This is a genomic window from Oscillospiraceae bacterium NTUH-002-81, assembly GCA_032620915.1.
Lineage (GTDB): Bacteria > Bacillota > Clostridia > Lachnospirales > Lachnospiraceae > JAGTTR01.
The window spans coordinates 2,106,202-2,129,007 of sequence record CP136052.1 but is presented as its reverse complement, the minus strand read 5'-3'; the positions used below and the strand labels follow the sequence as shown (position 1 = coordinate 2,129,007).

The window sequence follows — 22,806 nt, the reverse complement described above, 5'->3', positions numbered from 1 at the left end:
ATAACCACAAATAGTCAAATTCAACAAAAACAACTGCTTATATTTGTGAATTAGTTTGATTGATTTTGGCTGAGGATGATTATATAATGAAAACAGAATCAAGAGAAGAAAGGAACGAAGCCTTATGATTTATACGGTAACGTTTAATCCGTCCCTGGATTATATCGTGTCAGTGCCGGAGTTTCAGCTGGGGCTGACCAACCGGACGAAGGAAGAGCTTTTGCTTCCGGGTGGAAAAAGGAATCAATGTCTCCACTGTACTGCAGAATCTCGGGATCGAGAATACGGCGCTGGGCTTTATCGCCGGATTTGTGGGAGAGGAGATCCGAAGAGAAGTGGAGGATCTGGGTGTGAATGCGGAATTTATTTCCCTGCCACAGGGAATATCCCGCATCAACCTGAAGCTGCGCTCCGTTGATGGCACGGAGATTAACGGAAACGGCCCGACAATCCCGGCGGCCGCTGTGGAACAGCTTATGGACCGGCTGGAACGGCTGGAGTCGGGCGATACACTTGTACTGGCAGGAAGTATTCCTTCCTCAATGCCGGATGACATCTATCGGCAGATAATGGAACAGCTGGCCGGAAAGGGCGTTTACATTGCTGTGGATGCCACAAAGGATCTGCTTCTCAATGTGCTGGAGCTGCATCCGTTTCTTATTAAGCCCAACAATCATGAGCTGGGTGAGATCTTCGGAGTGGAATTACAGGACAGGGCGTCTGTGGTGCCTTACGCGAAGAAGCTGCAGGAGAAAGGCGCTGTCAATGTGCTGGTGTCCATGGCAGAGAAGGGTGCTGTCCTTCTGGCGGAGGATGGACATATTTATGAGGCAGAGGTGCCCAAAGGTACATTAGTCAACGGCGTAGGCGCCGGAGATTCCATGGTGGCCGGATTTCTAGCCGGATGTATGGAAGGCGGCGGTTATGCACATGCTTTTCGTATGGGACTGGCTGCAGGCAGTGCAAGCGCCTTTTCCGAACGTCTGGCAACAAAAGAAGAGATTGAAAACGTCTATCGCACCTGCGAAGTATGGAGGAAATAATCATGAAGATTACAGAGTTACTGGATAAGAGAAGTATATCGCTGGATGCGGCGCCTGCCAGCAAATCTGAGGCGCTGGATCTGGCGGTGGAGCTGATGGCAGCCGGCGGCAAGCTGTCTGATGTGGAAGCATACCGCAGACAGGTGTATGCACGAGAAGAGGAGAGCACCACCGGCATCGGTGAAGGTATCGCCATCCCGCACGGGAAATGTGATGCGGTAAAGAAGCCCGGCCTGGCAGCCATGGTCATCCGTGACGGCGTGGACTTTGATTCCCTGGACGGTGAGCCGGTGACACTTTTATTCCTTATCGCGGCACCGAACACAAAAGACAATGTACATTTGGATGTGCTGAGCAAGCTTTCTGTGCTCATGATGGATGAGGAGTTTTCTGCGTCCTTAAGAAAAGCCGAAACAGTAGAACAATTTCTTTCGATCATTGATCAGGCTGATGAAGAGCAGGCAGATATCGATGACCGTCTGGCAGCCGGAACAGAGAAAAACGGGAACACTGTGCAGACTGATGAAGCGAGTGGTGTAGCAATGGCAGAGGGCGCGGATGCCCAGGCTCCCAGGCTTCTGGCAGTCACCTCCTGTCCTACCGGTATTGCCCATACCTATATGGCAGCCGAAGGCCTGGAGAAGGCAGCAAGATCCAGGGGCTGGCATATCAAGGTAGAGACAAGAGGATCTGCAGGCGCCAAGAACGTGCTGACAGAGCAGGAAATTGCGGAAGCGGACTGCATCATCGTGGCGGCAGATGCCCAGGTGCCCATGGATCGGTTTGATGGCAAACGGGTCATTGAGTGTCAGGTGTCTGACGGTATCAGCAAGGCAGATGAACTGCTGGAGCAGGCAGCCGCAGGAACAGTGCCGGTATACCACGCGGCCGCAGGCAGCAGCACGGCTTCTGTGCAGAAAAACGGAAAATCCGGCAGCGTAGGGCATCAGATCTATGTGCAGCTGATGAACGGCGTTTCCCATATGCTCCCCTTCGTGGTGGGCGGTGGTATCCTGATTGCCATTGCATTCCTGATCGACGGTTTCAGTGTGGACATGAATGCCCTGCCGCTGGATCAGCGAGCCAACTTTGGTTCCATCACGCCGGTGGCAGCCTGGTGTAAAAATGTGGGTGGCCTGGCCTTCAACTTTATGCTTCCGGTGCTGGCTGGATTTATCGCCATGGCCATCGGTGACCGTCCGGCGCTGGCAGTAGGCTTTGTGGGCGGTATCATTGCCTATCAGGGCAAATCCGGATTCCTGGGAGCGCTGGCGGCAGGTTTCCTGGCAGGTTATGTGATCTTGGGCTTAAGGAAACTGTGCAGCCGTCTGCCGGAAGCCCTGGAAAAAATTGCACCGGTGCTCATTTATCCTGTGGTGGGTGTGCTGGTCATCGGTCTGGCCATGAGCTTTGTGGTGGAGCCTGTGATGGGCACTGTCAATATGGCACTGAACCAGGGATTAAGCAGTATGGGCGGTACCAACAAGGTTATTCTCGGATTCGTACTGGCAGCTATGATGGCTGTTGATATGGGCGGTCCGTTTAATAAGGCAGCTTACGTGTTCGGGACGGCGGCCATTGCATCCGGCAACTACGATGTGATGGCAGCTGTGATGATCGGCGGTATGACCCCGCCTGTTGCCATCGCTCTGGCAACCATGTTATTTAAGAAAAAATTCACGAAAGAGGAGCGGGATGCAGGCCCCACCAACTTCATCATGGGTCTGGCCTTTATTACAGAAGGTGCTATTCCCTTTGCTGCATCCGATCCGGTGCATGTGCTTCCGGCCTGCCTCATCGGTTCCGGTGTGGCCGGTGCCATGAGCATGCTGTTTGACTGCACCCTGATGGCTCCCCACGGTGGTATTTTTGTATTCCCGGTAATGGGCAATCCGCTGTTTTATCTGGTGGCGTTGGTGGTGGGCACAGCCATTTCCACTGTATTGCTGGGGGTTCTCAAGAAGGACGTAGAATCATAAGAAATAAGCAACTATAACAGGTTAGATAAAAATAGATCATCAATTGATCACAATCAGAAGGGAGAAATCATCATGAAAGAATTCAAGTACACAATCACAGATCCGGAAGGCATTCATGCACGTCCGGCAGGTGAGCTGGTAAAGGCAGCCAAACAGTTTGCCAGCACCATCAAGCTGACCAAGGACGGCAAGAGCGGCGACTGCAAGAAGATTTTCACCGTGATGGGCCTGGCCGTAAAATGCGGACAGGAAGTGACAGTCACCATCGAGGGAGAGGATGAGGATGCAGCTTTTGCAGCCATCAGCCAGTTTCTGAAGGACAATATGTAAAAATACGGACGATCACGAGAGTAAATGAGACATGGAGGGAACCATTCATGCAGACCTATCATGGAAAAAGTGTATTTGGCGGTGTCGCCATTGGAAAAATCTGCGTTTATCAGAAAGGGGAACAGACGGTAAAGCGCACCCATATTGCACATACAGAGCAGGAAAAAGCGCGGTTTGACGGGGCTGTGCAGACGGCCATCGCTCAGCTGGGGGAGCTTTATGAGAAAGCGGTGAAAGAAGTGGGCGAGGATCATGCGGCCATTTTCGAGATCCATCAGATGATGCTGGAGGATGACGACTATCTGGATGCGGCCCGTCACATCATTGAGACCCAGCATGTCAATGCGGAGTACGCGGTGGCAGTGACAGGGGATAACTTTGCCCAGATGTTTGCAGCCATGGACGATGAATATATGCGGGGCCGGGCGGCAGATGTGAAGGACATTTCCGAGCGGCTTGTCCGGGTCCTTTCCGGCAGCGCAGGTACCGGCATCCATACGGAAGAGCCGGTGATCATCGTGGCGGATGATCTGGCACCCTCCGAGACGGTGCAGCTGGAGAAAGACAAGGTGCTGGCCTTTGTGACGGTCCATGGCTCTGTCAATTCCCACACGGCCATTCTGGCCCGCACCATGAGCATTCCGGCGCTGATCGGCACCGAACTGCCCCTGGATGAAACGATAGACGGAAAGCTGGCAGTGGTGGACGGCACCGGCGGTGTGCTTTTTGTGGAACCGGACGAAGAAACGCTGGCTGCTATGGATAAAAGACAGCAGGAGGAGCAGGAGAAAAAAGCGCTCTTACAGCAGTTAAAAGGCCGGGAGACAGTGACCCTGGACGGCAAGAAGATCCGTCTCTATGCCAATATCGGCAACAGTAAGGATCTGGCCTCTGTTCTGCAGAATGATGCTGCCGGCATCGGCCTGTTCCGCAGTGAGTTCCTCTATCTGGAAAAAGAAGATTTTCCCACGGAGGAAGAGCAGTTTCAGGTATATAAGAAGGTAGTGGAAACCATGGCCGGCAAGCCGGTGATCATCCGCACACTGGACATCGGTGCGGATAAGCAGTGTGATTATTTTCATCTCAAGAAAGAGGAAAACCCTGCTATGGGCTGCCGGGCCATCCGTATCTGTCTGACAAGACCCGAGATCTTCAAGACCCAGCTGAGGGCATTGTTCCGTGCCAGCGCCTACGGGAACTTAGCCATCATGTATCCCATGATCACCAGTGTGTGGGAGGTGGAAGCCATCCGCAAAATTGTGGAAGAAGTGAAGGCTGAGCTGACGGCGCAGAATGTAACATTTGGCGATCCGAAGCAGGGTATTATGATCGAGACACCGGCAGCTGTCATGGTGAGCCGGGAGCTGGCGAAGCAGGTTGACTTTTTCAGCATCGGCACCAATGATCTGACACAGTATACGCTGGCCGTGGACCGACAGAACACTGAGCTGGACGCCTTTTTTGATTCCCATCACCCGGCAGTGCTGGCCATGATCCACATGGTGGTGGAAAACGCCCACGCCGAGGGTATCTGGGCCGGCATTTGCGGAGAACTGGGCGCGGATACGAGTCTGACCAGGGAATTCTTGTCCATGGGCGTGGACGAGCTGTCCGTGTCCCCGGGACAGATCCTGCCCATTCGGAAGATCATCGTGGAATCAAGCGTGCAGGAAGACTGACAAAAGCAAAAGACCGTCCATCTGCATCATTTGCAAAATCAACGGCGCTTTGGCTGGTTTTTTCGAATCTGATTTGAAAATTTGCATGTACAGTGTTACAATGAAAGAAAATACAGCGGCAGAAAGCAGCTGCGGGCATGTCCGTTCTTCTGTCAGAAGTATACAGGAAGGAAAGCTGACAGCAGGGAAAATGGACAGAAAAAGGGGAAGATGTCATGCTGACGGAAAAAAGATATGAAATGATTTTGGAACTTCTGGATAAAAAACGGAGTGTGACGGTTCCTGAGATCAAAGAGGTGCTGAGGGTGTCAGAATCCACCATCCGCAGAGATCTGACGGCCCTGGACAAGGCTGGGCGGCTGACGAAGGTATTCGGCGGCGCCGTATCCGCAGAGGGTACGTTTACGGGCACGGAACCATCGGTTGCCCAGAAGCTGGAAGTGCAGCAGGAGGAAAAACGGCGGATAGCCCAGTTTGCGGCAGGTCTCATTCAGGCAGACGATTTTATTTATCTGGATGCGGGCACTACCACCGGTTACATTCTGGATTATCTGCCGGTGCACAGCGCCACCTTTGTGACCAACGCAGTATCCCACGCCCGGAAGCTGGCGGCGGCCGGTAACCGGGTCATTCTCATCGGCGGCGAGCTGAAAGGTACTACGGAAGCTGTGGTGGGCAGCCAGGCTATTCTTGCCATTCAGGGCTATCACTTTACGAAGGGTTTTTTTGGTACCAACGGTGTCAGCAAACGCCATGGTTTTACCACACCGGATCCAAGCGAGGCTCTGGTGAAGCAGGCGGCCATGCGGCAGACAGAGAATTGTTACGTGCTGGCGGACAGCCAGAAATTTGGCACCGTCAGCTCCGTGACCTTCGCGCCCTTTGACGGGGCGATGATTCTGACGGAGACAGAAGTTCCGGAAGGCTTTGCCGGGAGCAAAAATGTGCGGATCGTATAACTATAACATAAAAACAAAGGGAGCAACCGGAGGGTAGCGCCAGATAAGAAAACATTGAAAAATCAGTAAAATCAATGTTTTTCATGGTGCAAACACGGTGCGAAGTCGAAACAATCAAATACTGACAGGCTCAAAGGGCGTTGATATGCAAATATCAGCGCCCTTTTCCTGCTCTCACGCCATAGGCAGTCGTTCTATGGCGTTTTTTCATACCCGCACCTGCCCCCGTTTCAAAACTGTATCAATTAGGGTGCGAAAGCCTCTGTTTTTTCCTCTCTGACCGCCGCAAGCAGGCGGGCATGGGTGTTTTCCTATGGATCACATCCGAGAGGCAAAACGGAGACTTTTTTCATCGAGATCAACACTTTTCATTTTCACAGAAAGGAGACACCGGATATGGCAGTTTCCGTATTGAGAAAAACCGTGATTACACGGCCATGTCCAATCATCACCTGCGGAACAGGTGTCTGTCACTGAAAGCGAAGGGACTGCTGTCCATGATGCTTTCTTTGCCAAAGGAATGGAACTATACCACAAGGGGTCTTGCCTCCATCTGCAAAGAAGGTACGGACAGTATCGGTACAGCCCTGAAAGAACTGGAACGAGCCGGATATATCGTCCGCAACCGGCTTCGTGACAGCAAGGGAAAAATCATGGATGTGGAATATGTCATTTATGAAACGCCCCACGCGCCAGAGCCTGATACGAATATGCCGCATGAGGATGAACCGGATATGGATTTCCCGTGTCTGGAAAACCCCACCCAATTAAATAAAGAAGAATCAAGTAACTATCTATCAAAGACAGATTTATCAATTACGGAAGGATCAAGTCCCATCCAATCAAGTCCCCCAACCCCCAGGGAGCGGACCGGACAGGACGGGATGAGAAAGCGGGAAAGTTATCGGGCATTGATCTTGGAGAACATCGAATATGACGTTCTTTCGCAGAACGTCCAGTTGGATAAAGACCGGCTGGACGAGCTGGTGGAGCTCATGGTGGATACCGTCTGTTCCAACCGGGAGATGATCCGTGTCGCCGGGGACGACTACCCTGCGGAGGTCGTCCGGTCACGGTTCCTGAAGCTGAACGCCTCGCACATCGAGTATGTCCTTGACCGGATGCGGGAGAACACCACCTATGTCCGCAACATCAAGAAATATCTGTTGGTGGCGCTGTATAACGCCCCGGTCACGATGGACAGCTATTACACATCCCTTGTCAGCCATGACCTGTACGGCAGCGGAGATCGTAGGTGAACGCCTTGCAGGAAGAAATCACGCAGAAAACTCTTGGGCTTTGTGTGGAGGCCAGCAAAATGACCGCCCAGCTCTTGCAGCAAGCCATGAAGAAGGTGCTGGCAGATATGGAGAATCACAAGAAAAATCCCCCACTCCGGCACGGCAAGCAGACGCTCCGGTAGCTTATGAAGCACAACACCGGCGTTTCCAACATCGAGATCACGGATCAGAATATCCGGGCCTTTTCTTCCACGGCGAAGAAGTACGGCCTGGATTTTGCGTTGAAGAAGGACACTTCCGGCGAGCATACCCGTTACCTGGTGTTCTTCAAGGGCCGGGACGCCGATGTGATTACAGCGGCCTTCCGGGAGTTTTCCGCTAAAAACCTGAGCCGCGAGAAAGCCCCTTCCATCCGGCGCAAGCTGGAAAGGCGCAGGAGCAGTCCAAAACGCAGCACAAGGAGCAGGAGCGCGGCGAAAAGGTCAAGACCAGAGAACGGAGCGTGGAGCGATGAAGGACAAACTCAAAAAATATCTTCTGCCAAACCTGCCGTATCTGTTCTTTGTGTATCTCTTCGATAAGCTCTGCCAGGCGGTGCGGCTGGCGCCGGGGCTTGACGCCTCGGAAAAGCTGCTGCATATCGGGCAGGGCTTTCAGACGGCCTTCGCCAGCTCCGCACCCAGCTTTCACGCGCTGGATATCTGCGTCGGCATCCTCGGCGCAGTCCTCGTCCGGCTGACGGTGTATGTCAAGGGCAAGAATGTGAAGAAATACCGCAAGGGTATTGAATACGGCTCTGCCCGCTGGAGTGCATAATTTTAAGTGTAAATGACACATACATGGACGCACAGGAGGTTATGCACATGATTGATTATAGCAAAATTACAGCCCTTTACTCCCGCCTTTCCGTGGGCGACGAGGACAGGGACGGCGGCGAGAGCAACAGCATACAGAACCAAAAAATATTTTTGGAGAACTATGCCAGAGGGCAGCACCTAACCAATATCCGGCACTACATCGACGATGACGAAAGCGGCAGGTTTTTTGACCGTTCCGCCTACTCCCGCATGATGGACGATGTGGAAAACGGGAAAATCGGTGTCTGCATTATGAAAGACCTTACCCGCTGGGGGCGTGACTATCTCCAAGTCGGCAACGCGATGGAGATATTCAGACGGAACAATGTGCGCTTTATCGCGGTCAACAACGGGATAGACAGCGAGAAGCCCGACACATTGGAGTTTGCGCCCTTTATCAATATCATGTCGGAGTGGTACGCAAAGGACATCAGCAAGAAAGTGAAAACGGGCATTAAGACCAAAGGCATGAGTGGAAAGCCGATTGTCACCGAAGCCCCTTACGGCTATGTCAAAGACCCGGACAACAAGGATTTTTGGATAATCGACGAAGAAGCCGCCGAGGTTGTACGCCTTATTTTCCGCCTGTTTATCGGTGGGAAGAACCGCAACCAAATCGCCGTATATCTGACACAGGAGCAAATCCCTACCCCCACTTTCTACATGAAAGACCGCGGGCGGGGAACCTGTAAAAATAAGACACTCAACGAGGATAACCGCTGCAAGTGGAACAAAGCCACCTTGACCAATATCCTCACACGGCAGGAGTATTGCGGCGATGTAGTCAACTTCAAGACTACAAAGCATTTCCGGGATAAACATAACCACTATGTAGACCGGAGCCAATGGCACATCACAGAAAATGTGCATGAGCCGATTATCAGCCGCAGCGATTTTGAAACCGTACAGCGGATTTTGGAAAACGCACCCGTCAGACGCCCCAACGGGGACGGGGAAATCCACCCTCTGTCCGGCTTACTTTTCTGTAAGGACTGCGGCGCAAAAATGCACATTCGTATTGATTACCGGAACGGCGGCAAGCGGCACGTTGCTTTTTGCAGCGAGTACCACAAGGGAAAAGCCAAAAACCCCAAATGCAATTCCCCGCACATCATGGACGCGGACTTGCTCATGCAGACCATCGCGGAAGTGCTGAAGAAAATCGAGGACTATTCTATCAGCAACCGGGCGGAGTTTGAAGCCTTAGTGAAAAAGAACCTTGCCATGCAACAGACCGACCAGACTAAAAAGCAACAGAAGCGTATTCCGCAAATCACGACGCGCCTTGAACAGATTGACAAGGTGCTGAATAAGCTCTACGAGGACAACGCCCTCGGCACGATCTCACAAGACCGCTATGAGCAGATGTCGCAGAAGTATTCGGAAGAATACTACGCGCTGAAAGCGGAGCTTGCCACGCTCCAAGAGCAGCTATCCGCTTATGAGAACGCGGGAGGACGGGCGCAGAAGTTTTTGAAGCTGACGGAACGCCATGCCGCCTTTACCGACCTTACCCCCGCCATTCTCAACGAGTTTATCAGCCGGATTGAAGTGCATGAGCGCGACCAGAAAAGGGCGAGATACGCAATCCAGCACATCAGCATATATTTCAATTACATCGGCAAGTTTGAGAATGAAGTGACACAGCTTGCAGAACCGACCGAGCAGGAAATCCGGCAAATGCGGGAGGAAATCGAAGAAGCCAAAAAGGAAAAGAGCCGCGCCTACCACCGGCAGTATTCAAGGGAATACCGGGCGAGAAATCTTGAAAAGCAACGGGAGTATGACCGCATGAAAGCGCGGGAATACCGGGCAAGGAGAAAGGCGCAGGCAGCCGCCGCACAGCCCACACAGTAAAACAGAATAACCGTCAACCAAGAGGGATTTTCCGAACTACGGGAAATCCCTCTTTTGCGCCCAAAGAAAGGAGCCGCCTATGGCAGAACAGACCCCCGACAGTATCATCACGACCCAAAGGAACGGGCAGACCATTGTTGCGGAGTTATTTTTCAATCACAGCAGCACAGAAACATTCCGCGATAAGCTGCTCAAACTGGTGCTTGCCGACAGTTCGCGTTTATCCGCGTCTGACGGTCAAGAGCCGGAAAAAACAGAAATCTTGCGATAACAGCCGCCCTGACGATACACTCCCCGTCCGGGCGGTTTCTATTTGAAAACCCTCATTTTCCCCAAGTCAAGAGCCAGGAAAAACACCCGAAAAATGCCACTCTTGCACGACAGAGGGCAGAAAGGAGCTTGTATGAGAACAGGGCTGACAAAGAGCCAGAAAGTCACGGAAATCTGCTTCGACGAGAAAGAGCCGCTGATCCATATCCGCACCCACAACACCGACTTAAAGAAGCGGCTTGCCGCCTACGCCGGACAGCACCCCGACCAGTGCCGCCAGACCGACGCAGACCCCGAAACAGGCTGCATGGAGTTTGAGATTGCAAAGGGGCGTTTCTCTTTCCGTCTGACCGCACCGTACAGCGAAGAACGCCGACAAGCGGCAAGCAAGGCGGCAAAGACCAATTCCGTCAACTCGTCACACAATATTCAAAAAATATGCTATAATTTTTTTGAAAAGTGCAACCAATGCCCCTCAAAAAGTGCTTATAAGGGTGAAAGGCCTTTTAATACAGAGGAAAGGAGATGAAGGCTTTGGAAGATGTGAGAATTATTGACCTGTTTTTTGAACGAGATGAAACAGCAATCCGATACGTTTCCGAGAAATATGGAAACCGTCTGCGCTCGCTATCCCACAGCATTGTGAAAGATATGCAGACAGCCGAGGAATGTGAAAATGATACTTATGTGGAGGCGTGGAACTCTATTCCACCGCACAGTCCAAAAGAATACCTGTATGCTTTTTTGGCAAGGATAACCCGCCATGTTTCATTGAACTGTTGCCGTGAACGTAGCCGTTTGAAACGAAGTGCGTACATCTGCGAGTTGAGTTCTGAAATGGAGCAATGTATTCCATCTCCCGATGACTGTGAGTGTCGGATTGATGATTTGGTTTTTGCGGATGTAATCAACAAATTTCTTGCTTCGCAGAACACCGAAAAACGCAATATCTTTTTGCGCCGCTATTGGTACATGGATTCCATAGCCGACATTTCCAAACGCTATGGTTATTCCGAAAGCAAAGTAAAAGCTACACTATTTCGGAGCCGCAACCAGCTTCGAGAACATCTTGAAAAGGAGGGTTATATTCTATGAAAGGGAATGAATTTTTAGATAAAATGGAGCTTGTCGATGCCGCTTTTATTGAAGATGCAGATAAGCTGCCTGCAAAGAAAAAAGCCTGTTTGGGTGAAGTGGGGTGCTGTGGCAGCTTGCGTCTGTTTAGTAGCAGTTGGCGTATTTGGAGCAATGAGTGGCGGCCTTTTCGGTACGACCAACGAAGTACCGCCTGTTGTACCGGTAGATGAAGAAGCAGAAGCATTTGGATTTACTCTTACAGATAATGAACGGGCGGTTTACTTCCCGATTAGTTTTGACGAGCGTCGCACCTACGGTCTTGTTGATGTAGATGCGATTGGTCTGACCAAAGAAAACACTTATAAAATCACAGAACATGACCTTGGTGAGTTAATGGGTATTGTGAACGCTTGTGGCGATGAAGCCCTCGTGGGCTGTAAGGTGTATCATTTCGCAAAATACCCGGAGTTTGATTCCATCTGTATCGTGGAGACACCGAGCGGTTATGCGTTCTATACGACTGAATGGCTGAATATCGAAGTGTCTATTGGACAAAGTTCTGACTTGCTGTTGGATGCCTATGACCTGCCGGAGTCGCTGCAAAAGATGGAAGTCTTGTCACACGATTTTACCTATTTGTTTACCGTTGAAGATGATGCTATTTGTAATGATATCCTTAAAATGCTTGAAGGTAGAGAGAATAGCGGACTTGAAGCAAATGAGCAACGGTTTGCACAGGCGTGGTACAATGCCTTTGGCAATGACGATGTCTATTATAGTGAAGAAGATGGATATGTTCGTTTTAAGGAAGTGCAATCCAATACGCAAGACAACACTATCACTTATACCGATGAAGAAGGGAATACAGTAGTGCAGAACGCATCTCCACCTGATAGCACCCTTTATGACCAAGCGCACAATCTTTGGTCAAATGGCGAAAGACTAATCCGCATTACTACAAATCGGGGTTTCCAATTTGAGATTGATTACTTCCCTTCCATCAACACTTTTATTTGGGGCGACGGATATTTTGAAATATCCAACGAAGATGCGGTAGCTCTGAATACGCTTTTACGAATTGAGTAATTCGATTTTAGAGGTAGGACTTCCGACAAAACACAGAAAAAATAGACAAGAGCAGCCATTTGAAAGTGGCTGCTCTTGTCTATTCCCTAAAAAGAAAAAGGAGGATTATCCCATGCCGAAAAAACAACCGACTACCATCGAGGAATGTAATGCCGAACTGGAACGCACACAGAAGCTATTACAGCAGTACGAAAACCGAAATAAGATGCTCAACCGCAAGCTGTCCGCCGAGAAACGCAAGGAGCGCAATCACCGTATTTTCCTGTTTGGCGGCTTTATGGAAAGCATCGTGCCGGAGCTGAAAACCATGACGGAGGACGAAGGCAAGGACTTCTTGTATCACATCGCAAAGAGTATGGAAGCACAGGAGTATTTGAAAAAACGCGCCGAGGGGATGGAAGCCGGATAATACCCTTGGTAACAAGGGCGCACTTATACACCCTTGCGGGCGTGTGCGCTCTGCCGAGGGCTTATCTCCGCACAGGGAACTTTCCCCGCGCTCCGATATGGCGGCTTTGCCGCAACAAGGGGCTGCACCCCTTGCGCCGCTTCGCGGCTATCCCTGCACACCCACAAAAACAGTACACCCGCCTTTGGCGTCTGTACCATTTTTGCGGGTTTTATTATCCTATCCGGGAGGTGATACCCATAGCCATTTACCATTGGAACATCGGCATTGTGAGCCGAGGAAAAGGCAAATCAGCCGTTGCCGCAGCCGCCTACCGAAGCGGCGAAAAGCTGACAAACGAATGGGACGGAATGACCCATGACTACACTCGCAAAGGCGGCGTTGTCCATACAGAAATCATGCTGCCGCCCCATGCCCCGCCCTCTTTCTCTGACCGTTCAGCCTTGTGGAACAGCGTGGAGCTTTACGAGAAAGCCGGGAACGCCCAGCTTGCCAGAGAGATTGACGCGGCACTCCCCATTGAGTTATCCAGAGAGGAACAGATCCGGCTTGTCCGGGAATACTGTTCCTCTCAATTTGTTTCCAGAGGAATGTGCGTGGATTATGCCATTCACGACACCGACAGCGGCAACCCCCATTGCCATATCATGCTTACCATGCGCCCCCTTGACGAGCGTGGCACATGGGCAGCGAAATCCAAAAAGGAATATGACCTTGACGAAAACGGCGAGCGTATCCGCTTGCCAAGCGGCAGATACAAGACGCATAAGGTTGACCTCACGGGCTGGAACAGCCAAGAGAATGCGCTTGTTTGGCGCAAGGCATGGGCTGATATTTCAAACGACTATCTTGAGCGTGCCGGAAGCCCGGAGCGTATCGACCACCGCAGTAACGCCGAGCGCGGCATTGACGAGATACCCACCGTCCATATGGGCGTAGCCGCCTGTCAAATGGAGAAGAAAGGTGTAGCCACCGAGAAAGGCGAACTGAACCGAAATATCCAAAAAGGCAAACCGCCTTATCCGGGAAATCCGGGCGCAGATTGGGAAGCTCAAAGAATGGATTGCCGACCTGTTCAAAGCGCGGGAAACCGCCCCAGAACAGCCGCCGCAATCTCCCAACCTTGCAAATCTGTTGATGAAGTATTTGAGCGTTCAGAGAGAAAAGAGCCGGAAGTATTCGCAGCGTTGGCAACAACAGCACACAGCCGATGAACTGAAAACCATAGCGGCAGCGGTCAACTATCTTTCCGAGCATGGTATCTCTAATCTTGACGAGCTGGACGCTTCTCTTTCCTCTGTCAGTGATAAAGCCTATTCAATCCGGGAGGGAATGAAAACCGCCGAGCAGCGCATGAAAGAACTGCAAAAACTCATGGAGTACGGCGAGAATTATTTGCAGTACAAGCCCATTCATGCCGAACTGAAAAAGTTGAAAAATGGCTGGACGAACAAACGGGATAAGTATGAGGAAGCCCACCGCGCCGAGCTGACCCTATGGGACGCGGCAAACCGCTATCTCCATGCCCATTTGCCGGAGGGCGTGAAAACCCTGCCGATCTCCGCGTGGGAGAAAGAATATACCGCCCTCAAAGCACAGCGGGAAGCGGAATATGACACGCTGAAAGATACCCGCGCTGAGGTTGCCGAGCTTCAAAAAATCCGCAGGTGCGTGGATGTTGCACTCCGCGCCGACCAGCCGGAGCAGACGCAGAGCCGCACCAAGCGACACGAACAGGAGCGATAAGAAAAAAAAGGACGGGCAAGCCATTTTGCTTGTCCGCCCTAAATGCTTTCTGATAAACTGTTAAGGAAACAATCGGAGTTGGTGTAAACGAAAAAGCAGCCTTGAGTTCTGATAAAAACTGCCCTTTCGTTTACATCAATTTCGATTTTACCTTGGTGAACAAAGTCGCGTCCCTTTAGCCGATAGCTATGGGGATTCAATCGTTGCTCTTTTCCTTAAGTTTATCATACTGGGTGTTTTGGTAAAAGTTTTTTTATTCAAGAAATCAATTTCAGGCATGACAAACAAACCTCCTATGCGGAAGCCATTTATTCTATGCAATTGTAGATTTTAACATCTCATATGTGCATGAAAAGAAGAACTGTATTTATCTTTGCGGGGTGATACCATATTCCCTCCGCAAGAAGAACATTTGCATACATCAATGTGATACAAAACCTTTATCATTTCTACTGCATTTAGATTTTTTAATGTAGAAATGTATTTCTTGCATCCAAGCAGGTTTCTGCAGAGAGTTATCTTTTTTCTCTTGTTTCTACATGATAGCAGACCATAGTGCCGGATTCTGACAAATCGTTTGGGTGGAACATGCATCATGAATCGACGGATGAATTCTTCTCCTGAAATTGTTTTCTCTTTCCAGTGGCCTTCGTTTTTATAGTCTTTTACTGCATATGTAACTGTCGTATCCGTCATGGATTTGATTCGATGATTACTGATTGCTATCCTGTGGGTATATTTTCCAAGATAATTGATAACCGACTGTGCACCATTGAAAGTTTCTTTACAGTAAGTGACCCAGTTCTTTTCATAACACTTATCAAGAAGTTCTTTAAAACGATAGCTGTTCTGATATTTCTCTGCTGTACCATGAAATTTAAGCTTAGAATCATTCCACAGGCTTTTTAACTCATCCAGATATTTTCCACGGAACACTTTTGAGATGACACCATATGGGAGAAAAAAATTTCCACCTGTGTCTTTCCATTTATTTTCATCATCAAGCCCACCTCCAAGAACAATGGTATGAATATGAGGATGATAATTCATTGCAGAGCCCCAGGTATGAAGAATGCAGATATACCCTATATCAGCTCCCAGATACTTTGCATCTTTTGACAATTCATTCAATGTGGCTGAAGCAGCATGATACAGTGCATCATATAACAGCTTCTGGTTGCTGTAAATAATGGAATTCAATTCCTCAGGAACTGTGAATACTACATGATAATAGGGTGCATCCAATACGTTCTCTTTTTGTGCATCAATCCATTTCTCTTTCGGAAACTCCTGGCACATGGGACAGCATCTGCTTCTGCAGGAGTTGTTGTGAACACTGATACATCCGCAGTCCTCACAAACACTGATATTTACACCAAAAACTCCTGTTTTACAGTTTCTGATGTGATAAGCCGTTTTTCTGTGATGAGCAGGAGGGTTACTCCTCTTTTCATAGGAAGGATAGAACCGTTCAAATACATCCTGTATCGTACATGATTTATCCATAATCATTCACCACCCATCTCATCAAATGGGCTTTTAATACCAAGCAGAGTTTTATTGCTTACATGCAGATAAATCTCTGTTGATTTTGGATCACGATGTCCCAAAAGAGCCTGAATATATTTTATATCGCAGCCTGACTCAAACAGATGACTTGCAAAACTATGACGCAAACAATGTGTGGAGACGTGTTTTTGAATGCCTGCTCTTTCGGCGCTTTCACGAAAAAATTGAATGACACTATCTTTTGTAAGATAATCCCCTGTCCATGAACTTGGGAACAGAATCCCTCTTGGCCTGCCACATTGAAACCAGTATTCTGTCAATATTTCAAGCGTCCGGTCTGCAAGCAAAGTATAACGGTCAGATCGGCTTTTTCCATCGCGGATGTGTATGGTTTTGTTCGTGCGTGAAATATCATCATAATGAAGGTGTGTGACTTCTGAAACACGAAGTCCACCTGAATACATAGTAGCGATCATAGCTTTATGCTTCAGATTTGGTGTAGCATCAAGAATAGCTGATATTTCTGCTTTTGTAAGCACCGCTGGTAACTTTCTGTCCCTTTTCATACGAGGTATGTCATCATCATCCCAATTCATCTTCAATACTTTTTTGTAAAAGAAGCGGATTCCTGAATGGTAGTGATTGTATGTTTCTGGTGAAATCCCGGAAAGTTTCTTTTCAGTTAGGAATGTATCAACATCGTCAGTTGTTAATGCATCTATATCCTTGGCTGTGTGGTTCAAAAAATGAGCAACACTGGTACAGTATGCATGAATTGTGGAATCCTTGAGATTCCGTTTATTCGCAGCAGATCTAATCTGATTAAAAATTTCTTCGTACATAATAAAATCCTCCATGTAAAGTAAATCGTAAATGTATAAACACTGCTTACATGGAGGAGCATTAGCATAATAAAACTGCTTGCCAGAAAGGCAGCTCAATGGTATTCTTATCATAGGCAGTGGGGATGTCGATCCTGTTTGATTGTTGGTTGTGGTGACTTAACAATACTACTTGTAGGACTTGGTTTCCACTGCTTTTTATTAAAGTGTAAAGAAAAACTGCGCCATAGCCTTGGCAGGCCATCGCGCAGCGATTTTGTTCAACTGGAATTTGTCTATTCGTTTGTTTCTCTATAAACTGTCATTCCGAGTATTTTGATTTCGAATCCATCAATATATGGTTTTACACCATCTACTTCTGGTGCAAGTTGGTGTATTTTTGTAACTTCATACACTAATGCTTTATACCTAACACTTCCACCATCTTTTAAGTTCATACGAACAGGGGTTAATAGGATTACTAAAACAGCTATAATTGCAATTACCACAAAGAATTTCTTTTTCATACAATCACACTCCTTTGCCAAATCCCGATTTGTCGATTTCATTATACTCAAAACCTATGAACAATTCAACCACAGAAAGCGAGGTATCAACCATGTATTACACCCAAGAACAAATAGACCGCGCCAACCAAGCCGACCTTGTTTCTTTCCTGCAATCACAGGGCGAGCAGCTTACCCGCGCCGGAAACGAATACCGCTGGAAGCGGCACGACAGCTTGACCGTCCGGGGAAACAAATGGTATCGCCACAGCCAGAGCAAAGGCGGCGGCCCGGTGGATTTTGTTATGGAGTTTTACGGCAAGAGCTTCCTTGAAGCCGTTGAACTTCTTACAGGAGAGAAAGGCGCAGCACCGCCAGACCGCCCTTGCCCCACGCCCCTCTCTGACTTCCGCTTACCGCCCCGCAGCCCCGACAACAAAACAGCGAGGGAATACCTCACAGCCGCCCGGCACATTGATGAAGATGTGTCGGGCTTTTTCTTTTCCAACGGGGATATTTACGAGGAAGCCGCCCACCACAACGCCGTATTTGTCGGGCGCGACGAAAGCGGCATACCGAGGTACGCCCACCAACGAGGAACAACGGGCAGCTTCCGGCTTGATGTGAAAGGCAGCGACAAAGCCTTTAATTTCTCCTATCGGGGCGAGGGCGAAAGGCTTTTTGTCTTTGAAGCCCCGATAGATTTACTTTCTTTCCTCTGCCTGTTCAAAAAGGATTGGCAGAAGCAAAGCTACCTGTCATTGGGCGGCGTGGGCGAGAAAGCTCTTTTTCGTTTCCTTTCTGACCGTCCGAACATCAAGACCGTTTACCTCTGCCTTGACAGCGACGAAGCCGGAAACGACGCTTGCAGCCGCCTTGCGGAGCTTGTGCCGGAGGGCTTGACCGTCCACCGCCTTGTGCCGCTTTACAAGGACTGGAACGAGGTATTGCAGCACCGGGCAGAAATCACAGACGGGAAGTATATCCGGGAAGCGATTTACGGCGTGAAAGAGCCAACCCAGGAGGAAACCGTTGAGATTATCCGCATGAGCGAGGTTGACACACAGACCGTTGAATGGCTATGGGAGCCGTATATCCCCTTTGGGAAAGTAACCATAGTACAGGGCAACCCCGGTGAGGGAAAGACCACCTTTGCCCTACGCCTTGCCGCCGCCTGCACCACCGGGGGAACGCTTCCGGGCATGAAGCCCATGCAGCCCTTTCAAGTGATTTACCAGACCGCCGAGGACGGTTTAGGCGATACCGTCAAGCCTCGATTGATAGAAGCCGCCGCCGACCTTGACCGGGTGCTTGTGATTGATGAAGCCAAGCGGGAGCTTACCCTGTCCGATGAGCGCATAGAGAAAGCAATCACGCAGAACGGGGCGCGGCTGATTATCCTTGACCCCATACAGGCGTACATGGGCGACAAAGCCGACATGAACAAAGCTAACGAAGTGCGCCCTATCTTCCGCCGCCTTGCCGAAGTCGCGGAACGTACCGGTTGCGCCGTTATCCTTATCGGACACCTGAACAAAGCTGCCGGAGGGCAGAGCGCATACCGGGGCTTAGGTTCTATCGACTTCCGTGCCGCAGCAAGGAGCGTCCTGCTGATCGGGCGCGTGAAGCGAGAACCGAATGTGCGCGTTATCGTCCATGACAAATCTTCCCTTGCGCCGGAGGGAAAGCCCGTTGCCTTTTGCCTTGACCCGGAAACGGGCTTTTCGTGGATAGGCGAATACGATATAACCGCCGACGAGCTGCTGTCCGGCGCGGGCGGCAACACCGCCACCAAAACCGAGCAAGCGGAAAGGCTGATACTTGAACTGCTTGCAGATGGGAAAGAGCTTGCAAGCGAGGACATTGTAAAAGCCGCAGCCGAAGCCGGAATATCCGAAAGGACAGTACAGAACGCCAAGCGCAACATGGGCGGCATTTTAGGCGCAAGGCGTGTCGGCGGTCAATGGTACAACTTCATCAAGAAGAAGCAGCCGCCCGAACCCGCAAGCTGAAAGTGCAAAACGCAGACCCTTTGCACTTTGCACTTTCGCACTTTCACGATAATTTGCGTCAATAACTCAAAAAAGCACTTGACAAAACGCTTCATGCTTCGGAATACCATATTTCAACGGCTGAACAGCTGGCTGGCTTGGCACAGCTGGTCAATGACAAAGCTACACCTGTATTATTTGGAGGAAAAACGATTTACTTAGATAATGACCTCGACTTATCCGGCACCCAGTGGACCCCCATTGGAAATGGTGACAACTTTGTCAGACATTTTGCTGGTACCTTTGATGGGCAACATCATAAAATCATGAATCTGTACCATCACTATACTGGGGACGAACTTGTTCGAAATGGACTTTTCGGAGTTGTTTCTGACGGTGGTACATTAAAGAATTTACTTGTTATAGACGCTGATATTGCCTCAAATGATGGTTCGTTACTTGCCGGCATTTTGGCAGATTGGGTCAATGGCGGCACCGTTGAAAACTGCTACACAAGCGGAAAAATAGAAAACAATGTTGGCAGCAAGTTCGTTGGTGGGCTGATTGGTCAATGCACTTGGAGTACACAGGTAAAAGGCTGTGGCTCAGACGCCACGGTTATCAGTACAGAGTCCAATGAAGATGATGTTGATACCGTTGGCGGGCTGATTGGTCAGTGGGAAAACTCTGCGGACAGCTCGTCGATTACTGATTGCTGGTTTGGTGGTTCTGTTTCCTGCAATAATATCTATTCAGCTGTAGGTGGTATTCTCGGTGCAAACTTTGAAAACTTCTCTGGGAACAAGCCTGGCGTAATAATCAAAAATTGCATAGTTGCAACAAAAAACATCACTGGCGCTGAGCCTGGCAATATCACTTGGATTACAGCTGTTGTAAATACCCATGTTACCGACTGCATTTGGCCGGATACCCCTCCTGATGGTGTAACGCTTGATGAAGAAACATATCCTGATAATAAAGGCAATTACTTAGCCGTTGCTAAGCTGGTGGTTGATTGGGATGCAGGTACTGCGGGTGCCGACCCGACCTTTGACCAGTCATCGTGCGGCACTGCTGTCTCCAACTTCACCTCCGCAGATGTCCTTGCTGGCTTGCAAACCAATGCCGGTGCGGGCGTTGAATGGGTTGCCGGAATCGGTCATCCAACTTTTGTGTGGGATGACAATAACATCCCCGCTGATTACACAGCTGTCGATGCAGCCATCGCAAGGGCAACGGCTCTTGATAGCAGCCTTTATACAAATTATTCTGCGGTAGAAGATTCCATTAACTCTGTTGACCGAGCAAAAAGTAAAGCCCAGCAAACAGAGGTTGATGCAATGGCGAAGGCTATTGAAGATGCCATTGCTGCCCTGCAATACAAGGATGCCGATTACACAAAGGTAGATGCAGCCATTGCCAAGGCAAATGCACTGAACAAGGATAACTACAAGGACTTCACCGGCGTGGAAGCTGCCGTCAATGCTGTTGTCCGTGACAAGAACATCACTGAACAGAGCGAAGTTGATGCAATGGCGAAAGCTATCGAAGATGCGATTGCTGTCCTGCAATACAAGGACGCCGACTACACCAAGGTTGATGCAGCCATTGCCAAAGCAAATGCACTAAACAAGAATGACTACAAGGATTTCTCCGGTGTGGAAGCTGCTGTCAAGGCTGTTGTCCGTGGTAAAAATATTACGGAGCAATCCGAAGTAGACAAGATGGCAAAGACTATCGAAGATGCGATTGCTGCTCTTGAGAAAAAAATCTGCCAGTACCAAACCGGGAACATCCGATAAGAGTCCGCAGACCGGCGATACAAGCAACCTTGCACTGTGGATTGCCCTGTTGTTCATCAGCGGCGGTGCAGCCATTGGCACAACGGTTGTAAGCAGGAAGAAAAAGTACAACAGATAATTGAATAGCGTTCCCTTGCTCCATCTTCCGAGCAAGACAAACAGCGACTTGTGAATGACGGACGGTAAGGATACCGCCGCCAATATGAAGCCGCTCATATCGAAAGAAAACGCCCAAAATCGCCCCGAAACCATACAGCGGGGTCAGGTTTTGGGCGTTTCTGCGTTTCGGGACCAAATCGGCAATTCGGCAGCGAAAAGGAGGTGCCCGCTATGCCCCGTATGCCGAAATACCTCAAGAGAGAATGGGCGTTCTTTCTTGATGAGCGTGGCAGGAAGAAATACAACGAGCTTTGCAGGAAATGCAAAAGGAGCTGCAAGCAGAGCTTCCGTGCCACCGTTATCCAATGCCCGCACTATCTATCGAAAAGGAGAACAAGACAATGACAGACTATCCAAACAACATTCCCGCAAAGCTGGAAATCATCAAGGCAAGCGAGATTATACCCAAGGAGGTGCGCTGGCTGTGGTATCCGTATATTCCTTTCGGCAAGGTCACACTGCTGCAAGGCGACCCCGGAGACGGCAAGAGTAAGCTGATGCTTTCTCTTGCCGCTTTGCCCTAACAATGAAAGAAACGGCATAGCCGAAGCTATACCGTTTCTCTCTCGCCTTAGAATGTTTTCTTAACTGGATACACCGGAAAGGCTGCTCCTTTTGTTTTGTTGCTTCCTGCTTATTTATCTTTGCATTCCAGAGAATAACCGGATCAGCCGGTTCATCCGTCGGATCTCCTCCGGAGATTTCCCGGTTTTTAATGCTTCAAAGATCACATGAAATTCGGCACTGGAAAAAGCAGTGCCGTTTTGCTTCATCCGGGAAGCGGCATCAAGCAGAAAGGGCAGTGCCTCCTGCATGGATTTTCCTTCCGCCTGCTGATAGAGCTGGATGAGCATCTGCAGTTTTTCCGGTTCGATATCGGCCAGGGCGGGATCATCGAGCCACGGCATCTGAGGTTGGTCCACGGCGTTCACCTCCTTCTGTGATTTCTGGCGGTGCAGCGGAAATGTTCTGCTGCTGTACCGTTTCCGAAAACTGACGGAACAGGTTTTTCTGGTCATCAGAGAGCATGCCGGAGAGCAGCTCCATGGGATCCTGGGCAGAAGAGCGGGATGCATCCGGGGATGGCATCTGAAACATCTGAATGAGCTGCAGCATTTGCATGGCGTTCATCAGACTTTCAATGGAACGGCGCTGCTCCTTGGTACAGTATTCCTTGATGGCGTTCAGCATATGGGCAGGTGTGCGCATGGACGGTTCTATGCTGCAGGCTGCCAGTTCATCCTTCTGCTCCCGGGCCAGCTGGAGGGATTTTCGGAACTCCATGAATTTGGCAAAGGCCAGGAGGGCGGGCTGCTCGCTTAAGTCAAAGAACGGGATGCAGGCTTTGATGGCCTGCAGGCTGTCGTCGCTGACCAGCGCATCCACCGGGGTCATGGCGGGAAAGGTATGTTCAGACATAAGGTCACCTTTTTCTTTTTTCCTATAGTATATGTGCGGGCCGATCCAAAATTTCCTCATATAGTA

The 22,806-nt window shown here is 49.8% G+C and carries 19 protein-coding genes and 5 pseudogenes; 19 read left to right on the top strand and 5 right to left on the bottom strand.

Annotated elements, in window-relative coordinates; translation table 11 throughout:
• The first annotated feature begins 124 nt into the window (after positions 1-124).
• From pfkB to mobQ, 15 genes and pseudogenes are all read left to right on the top strand, one after another.
• Positions 125-1,043, top strand: a pseudogene (pfkB, locus tag RJD28_10360) (1-phosphofructokinase).
• Between the two features lie 2 nt (positions 1,044-1,045).
• Entirely contained in the window at positions 1,046-3,022 is a 1,977-nt protein-coding gene (locus tag RJD28_10355) for a fructose-specific PTS transporter subunit EIIC (GenBank protein WNV56736.1), read from the top strand.
• Positions 3,023-3,094: 72 nt separating this feature from the next.
• Positions 3,095-3,352, top strand: a complete 258-nt coding sequence (locus RJD28_10350) for an HPr family phosphocarrier protein (protein WNV56735.1) — start codon at positions 3,095-3,097, stop codon at positions 3,350-3,352.
• A 47-nt stretch (positions 3,353-3,399) separates the two neighbouring features.
• Complete coding sequence (ptsP, locus tag RJD28_10345; protein WNV56734.1) at positions 3,400-5,031, top strand: phosphoenolpyruvate--protein phosphotransferase; 1,632 nt, start codon at positions 3,400-3,402, stop codon at positions 5,029-5,031.
• Between the two features lie 215 nt (positions 5,032-5,246).
• Positions 5,247-5,990, top strand: coding sequence for a DeoR/GlpR family DNA-binding transcription regulator (locus tag RJD28_10340; protein WNV56733.1), 744 nt, complete (start codon positions 5,247-5,249; stop codon positions 5,988-5,990).
• A 437-nt stretch (positions 5,991-6,427) separates the two neighbouring features.
• Entirely contained in the window at positions 6,428-7,249 is an 822-nt protein-coding gene (locus tag RJD28_10335; protein WNV56732.1) for a DUF6017 domain-containing protein, read from the top strand.
• Between the two features lie 5 nt (positions 7,250-7,254).
• Positions 7,255-7,812: pseudogene (locus tag RJD28_10330) on the top strand (PcfB family protein).
• Positions 7,742-8,047 (top strand): conjugal transfer protein TraG, encoded by a 306-nt coding sequence (locus RJD28_10325; GenBank protein ID WNV56731.1) that lies wholly within the window; start codon positions 7,742-7,744, stop codon positions 8,045-8,047. The pseudogene RJD28_10330 and the gene RJD28_10325 overlap by 71 nt, the downstream one beginning before the upstream one ends.
• Before the next feature lie 23 nt (positions 8,048-8,070).
• Positions 8,071-9,945 carry a recombinase family protein gene (locus tag RJD28_10320; protein ID WNV56730.1) on the top strand — a complete coding sequence of 625 codons (1,875 nt, stop codon included), beginning with the start codon at positions 8,071-8,073 and terminating at the stop codon, positions 9,943-9,945.
• A gap of 79 nt (positions 9,946-10,024) precedes the next feature.
• Positions 10,025-10,216 (top strand): transposon-encoded TnpW family protein, encoded by a 192-nt coding sequence (locus tag RJD28_10315; protein ID WNV56729.1) that lies wholly within the window; start codon positions 10,025-10,027, stop codon positions 10,214-10,216.
• A gap of 132 nt (positions 10,217-10,348) precedes the next feature.
• Positions 10,349-10,648: pseudogene (locus RJD28_10310) on the top strand (hypothetical protein).
• Between the two features lie 92 nt (positions 10,649-10,740).
• The gene (locus tag RJD28_10305) at positions 10,741-11,310 is read left to right on the top strand and encodes an RNA polymerase sigma factor (protein ID WNV56728.1); all 570 of its coding nucleotides are present in this window, start codon (positions 10,741-10,743) and stop codon (positions 11,308-11,310) included.
• A 36-nt stretch (positions 11,311-11,346) separates the two neighbouring features.
• A complete protein-coding gene (locus tag RJD28_10300) occupies positions 11,347-12,378 on the top strand; it encodes a hypothetical protein (protein ID WNV56727.1) in 1,032 nt (343 codons plus the stop codon).
• 112 nt (positions 12,379-12,490) lie between these two features.
• On the top strand, positions 12,491-12,787 hold the full coding sequence (locus RJD28_10295; GenBank protein ID WNV56726.1) for a DUF3847 domain-containing protein: 297 nt from the start codon (positions 12,491-12,493) through the stop codon (positions 12,785-12,787).
• Between the two features lie 230 nt (positions 12,788-13,017).
• Positions 13,018-14,533, top strand: a pseudogene (mobQ, locus tag RJD28_10290) (MobQ family relaxase).
• A gap of 330 nt (positions 14,534-14,863) precedes the next feature.
• Here the strand turns inward: mobQ and RJD28_10285 are convergent.
• From RJD28_10285 to RJD28_10275, 3 genes are all read right to left on the bottom strand, one after another.
• Positions 14,864-16,045: an IS91 family transposase gene (locus RJD28_10285; protein ID WNV56725.1), complete on the bottom strand. Its 1,182-nt coding sequence runs from the start codon at positions 16,043-16,045 to the stop codon at positions 14,864-14,866.
• A complete protein-coding gene (locus RJD28_10280) occupies positions 16,042-16,884 on the bottom strand; it encodes a tyrosine-type recombinase/integrase (GenBank protein WNV56724.1) in 843 nt (280 codons plus the stop codon). The genes RJD28_10285 and RJD28_10280 overlap by 4 nt, the downstream gene beginning before the upstream one ends.
• 275 nt (positions 16,885-17,159) lie before the next feature.
• A complete protein-coding gene (locus tag RJD28_10275) occupies positions 17,160-17,390 on the bottom strand; it encodes a hypothetical protein (GenBank protein WNV56723.1) in 231 nt (76 codons plus the stop codon).
• A 92-nt stretch (positions 17,391-17,482) separates the two neighbouring features.
• Between RJD28_10275 and RJD28_10270 the strand changes: the two genes are divergently transcribed.
• The 4 genes and pseudogenes from RJD28_10270 to RJD28_10255 all read left to right on the top strand — a co-directional run bounded on the left by RJD28_10270 (position 17,483) and on the right by RJD28_10255 (position 21,839).
• Entirely contained in the window at positions 17,483-19,381 is a 1,899-nt protein-coding gene (locus RJD28_10270; protein WNV56722.1) for an AAA family ATPase, read from the top strand.
• Positions 19,382-19,518: 137 nt separating this feature from the next.
• Positions 19,519-21,162, top strand: a complete 1,644-nt coding sequence (locus RJD28_10265; GenBank protein ID WNV56721.1) for a hypothetical protein — start codon at positions 19,519-19,521, stop codon at positions 21,160-21,162.
• Positions 21,104-21,280: a sortase B protein-sorting domain-containing protein gene (locus RJD28_10260; protein ID WNV56720.1), complete on the top strand. Its 177-nt coding sequence runs from the start codon at positions 21,104-21,106 to the stop codon at positions 21,278-21,280. Before RJD28_10265 ends, RJD28_10260 begins: the two co-directional genes overlap by 59 nt.
• Positions 21,281-21,695: 415 nt before the next feature.
• Positions 21,696-21,839, top strand: a pseudogene (locus RJD28_10255) (AAA family ATPase).
• Positions 21,840-21,959: 120 nt separating this feature from the next.
• Here RJD28_10255 and RJD28_10250 read toward each other — a convergent pair.
• Together RJD28_10250 and RJD28_10245 are read right to left on the bottom strand one after the other, a co-directional pair.
• On the bottom strand, positions 21,960-22,244 hold the full coding sequence (locus tag RJD28_10250) for a hypothetical protein (protein ID WNV56719.1): 285 nt from the start codon (positions 22,242-22,244) through the stop codon (positions 21,960-21,962).
• Positions 22,213-22,740 carry a hypothetical protein gene (locus RJD28_10245; protein ID WNV56718.1) on the bottom strand — a complete coding sequence of 176 codons (528 nt, stop codon included), beginning with the start codon at positions 22,738-22,740 and terminating at the stop codon, positions 22,213-22,215. Before RJD28_10245 ends, RJD28_10250 begins: the two co-directional genes overlap by 32 nt.
• Between the last annotated feature and the right edge of the window lie 66 nt (positions 22,741-22,806).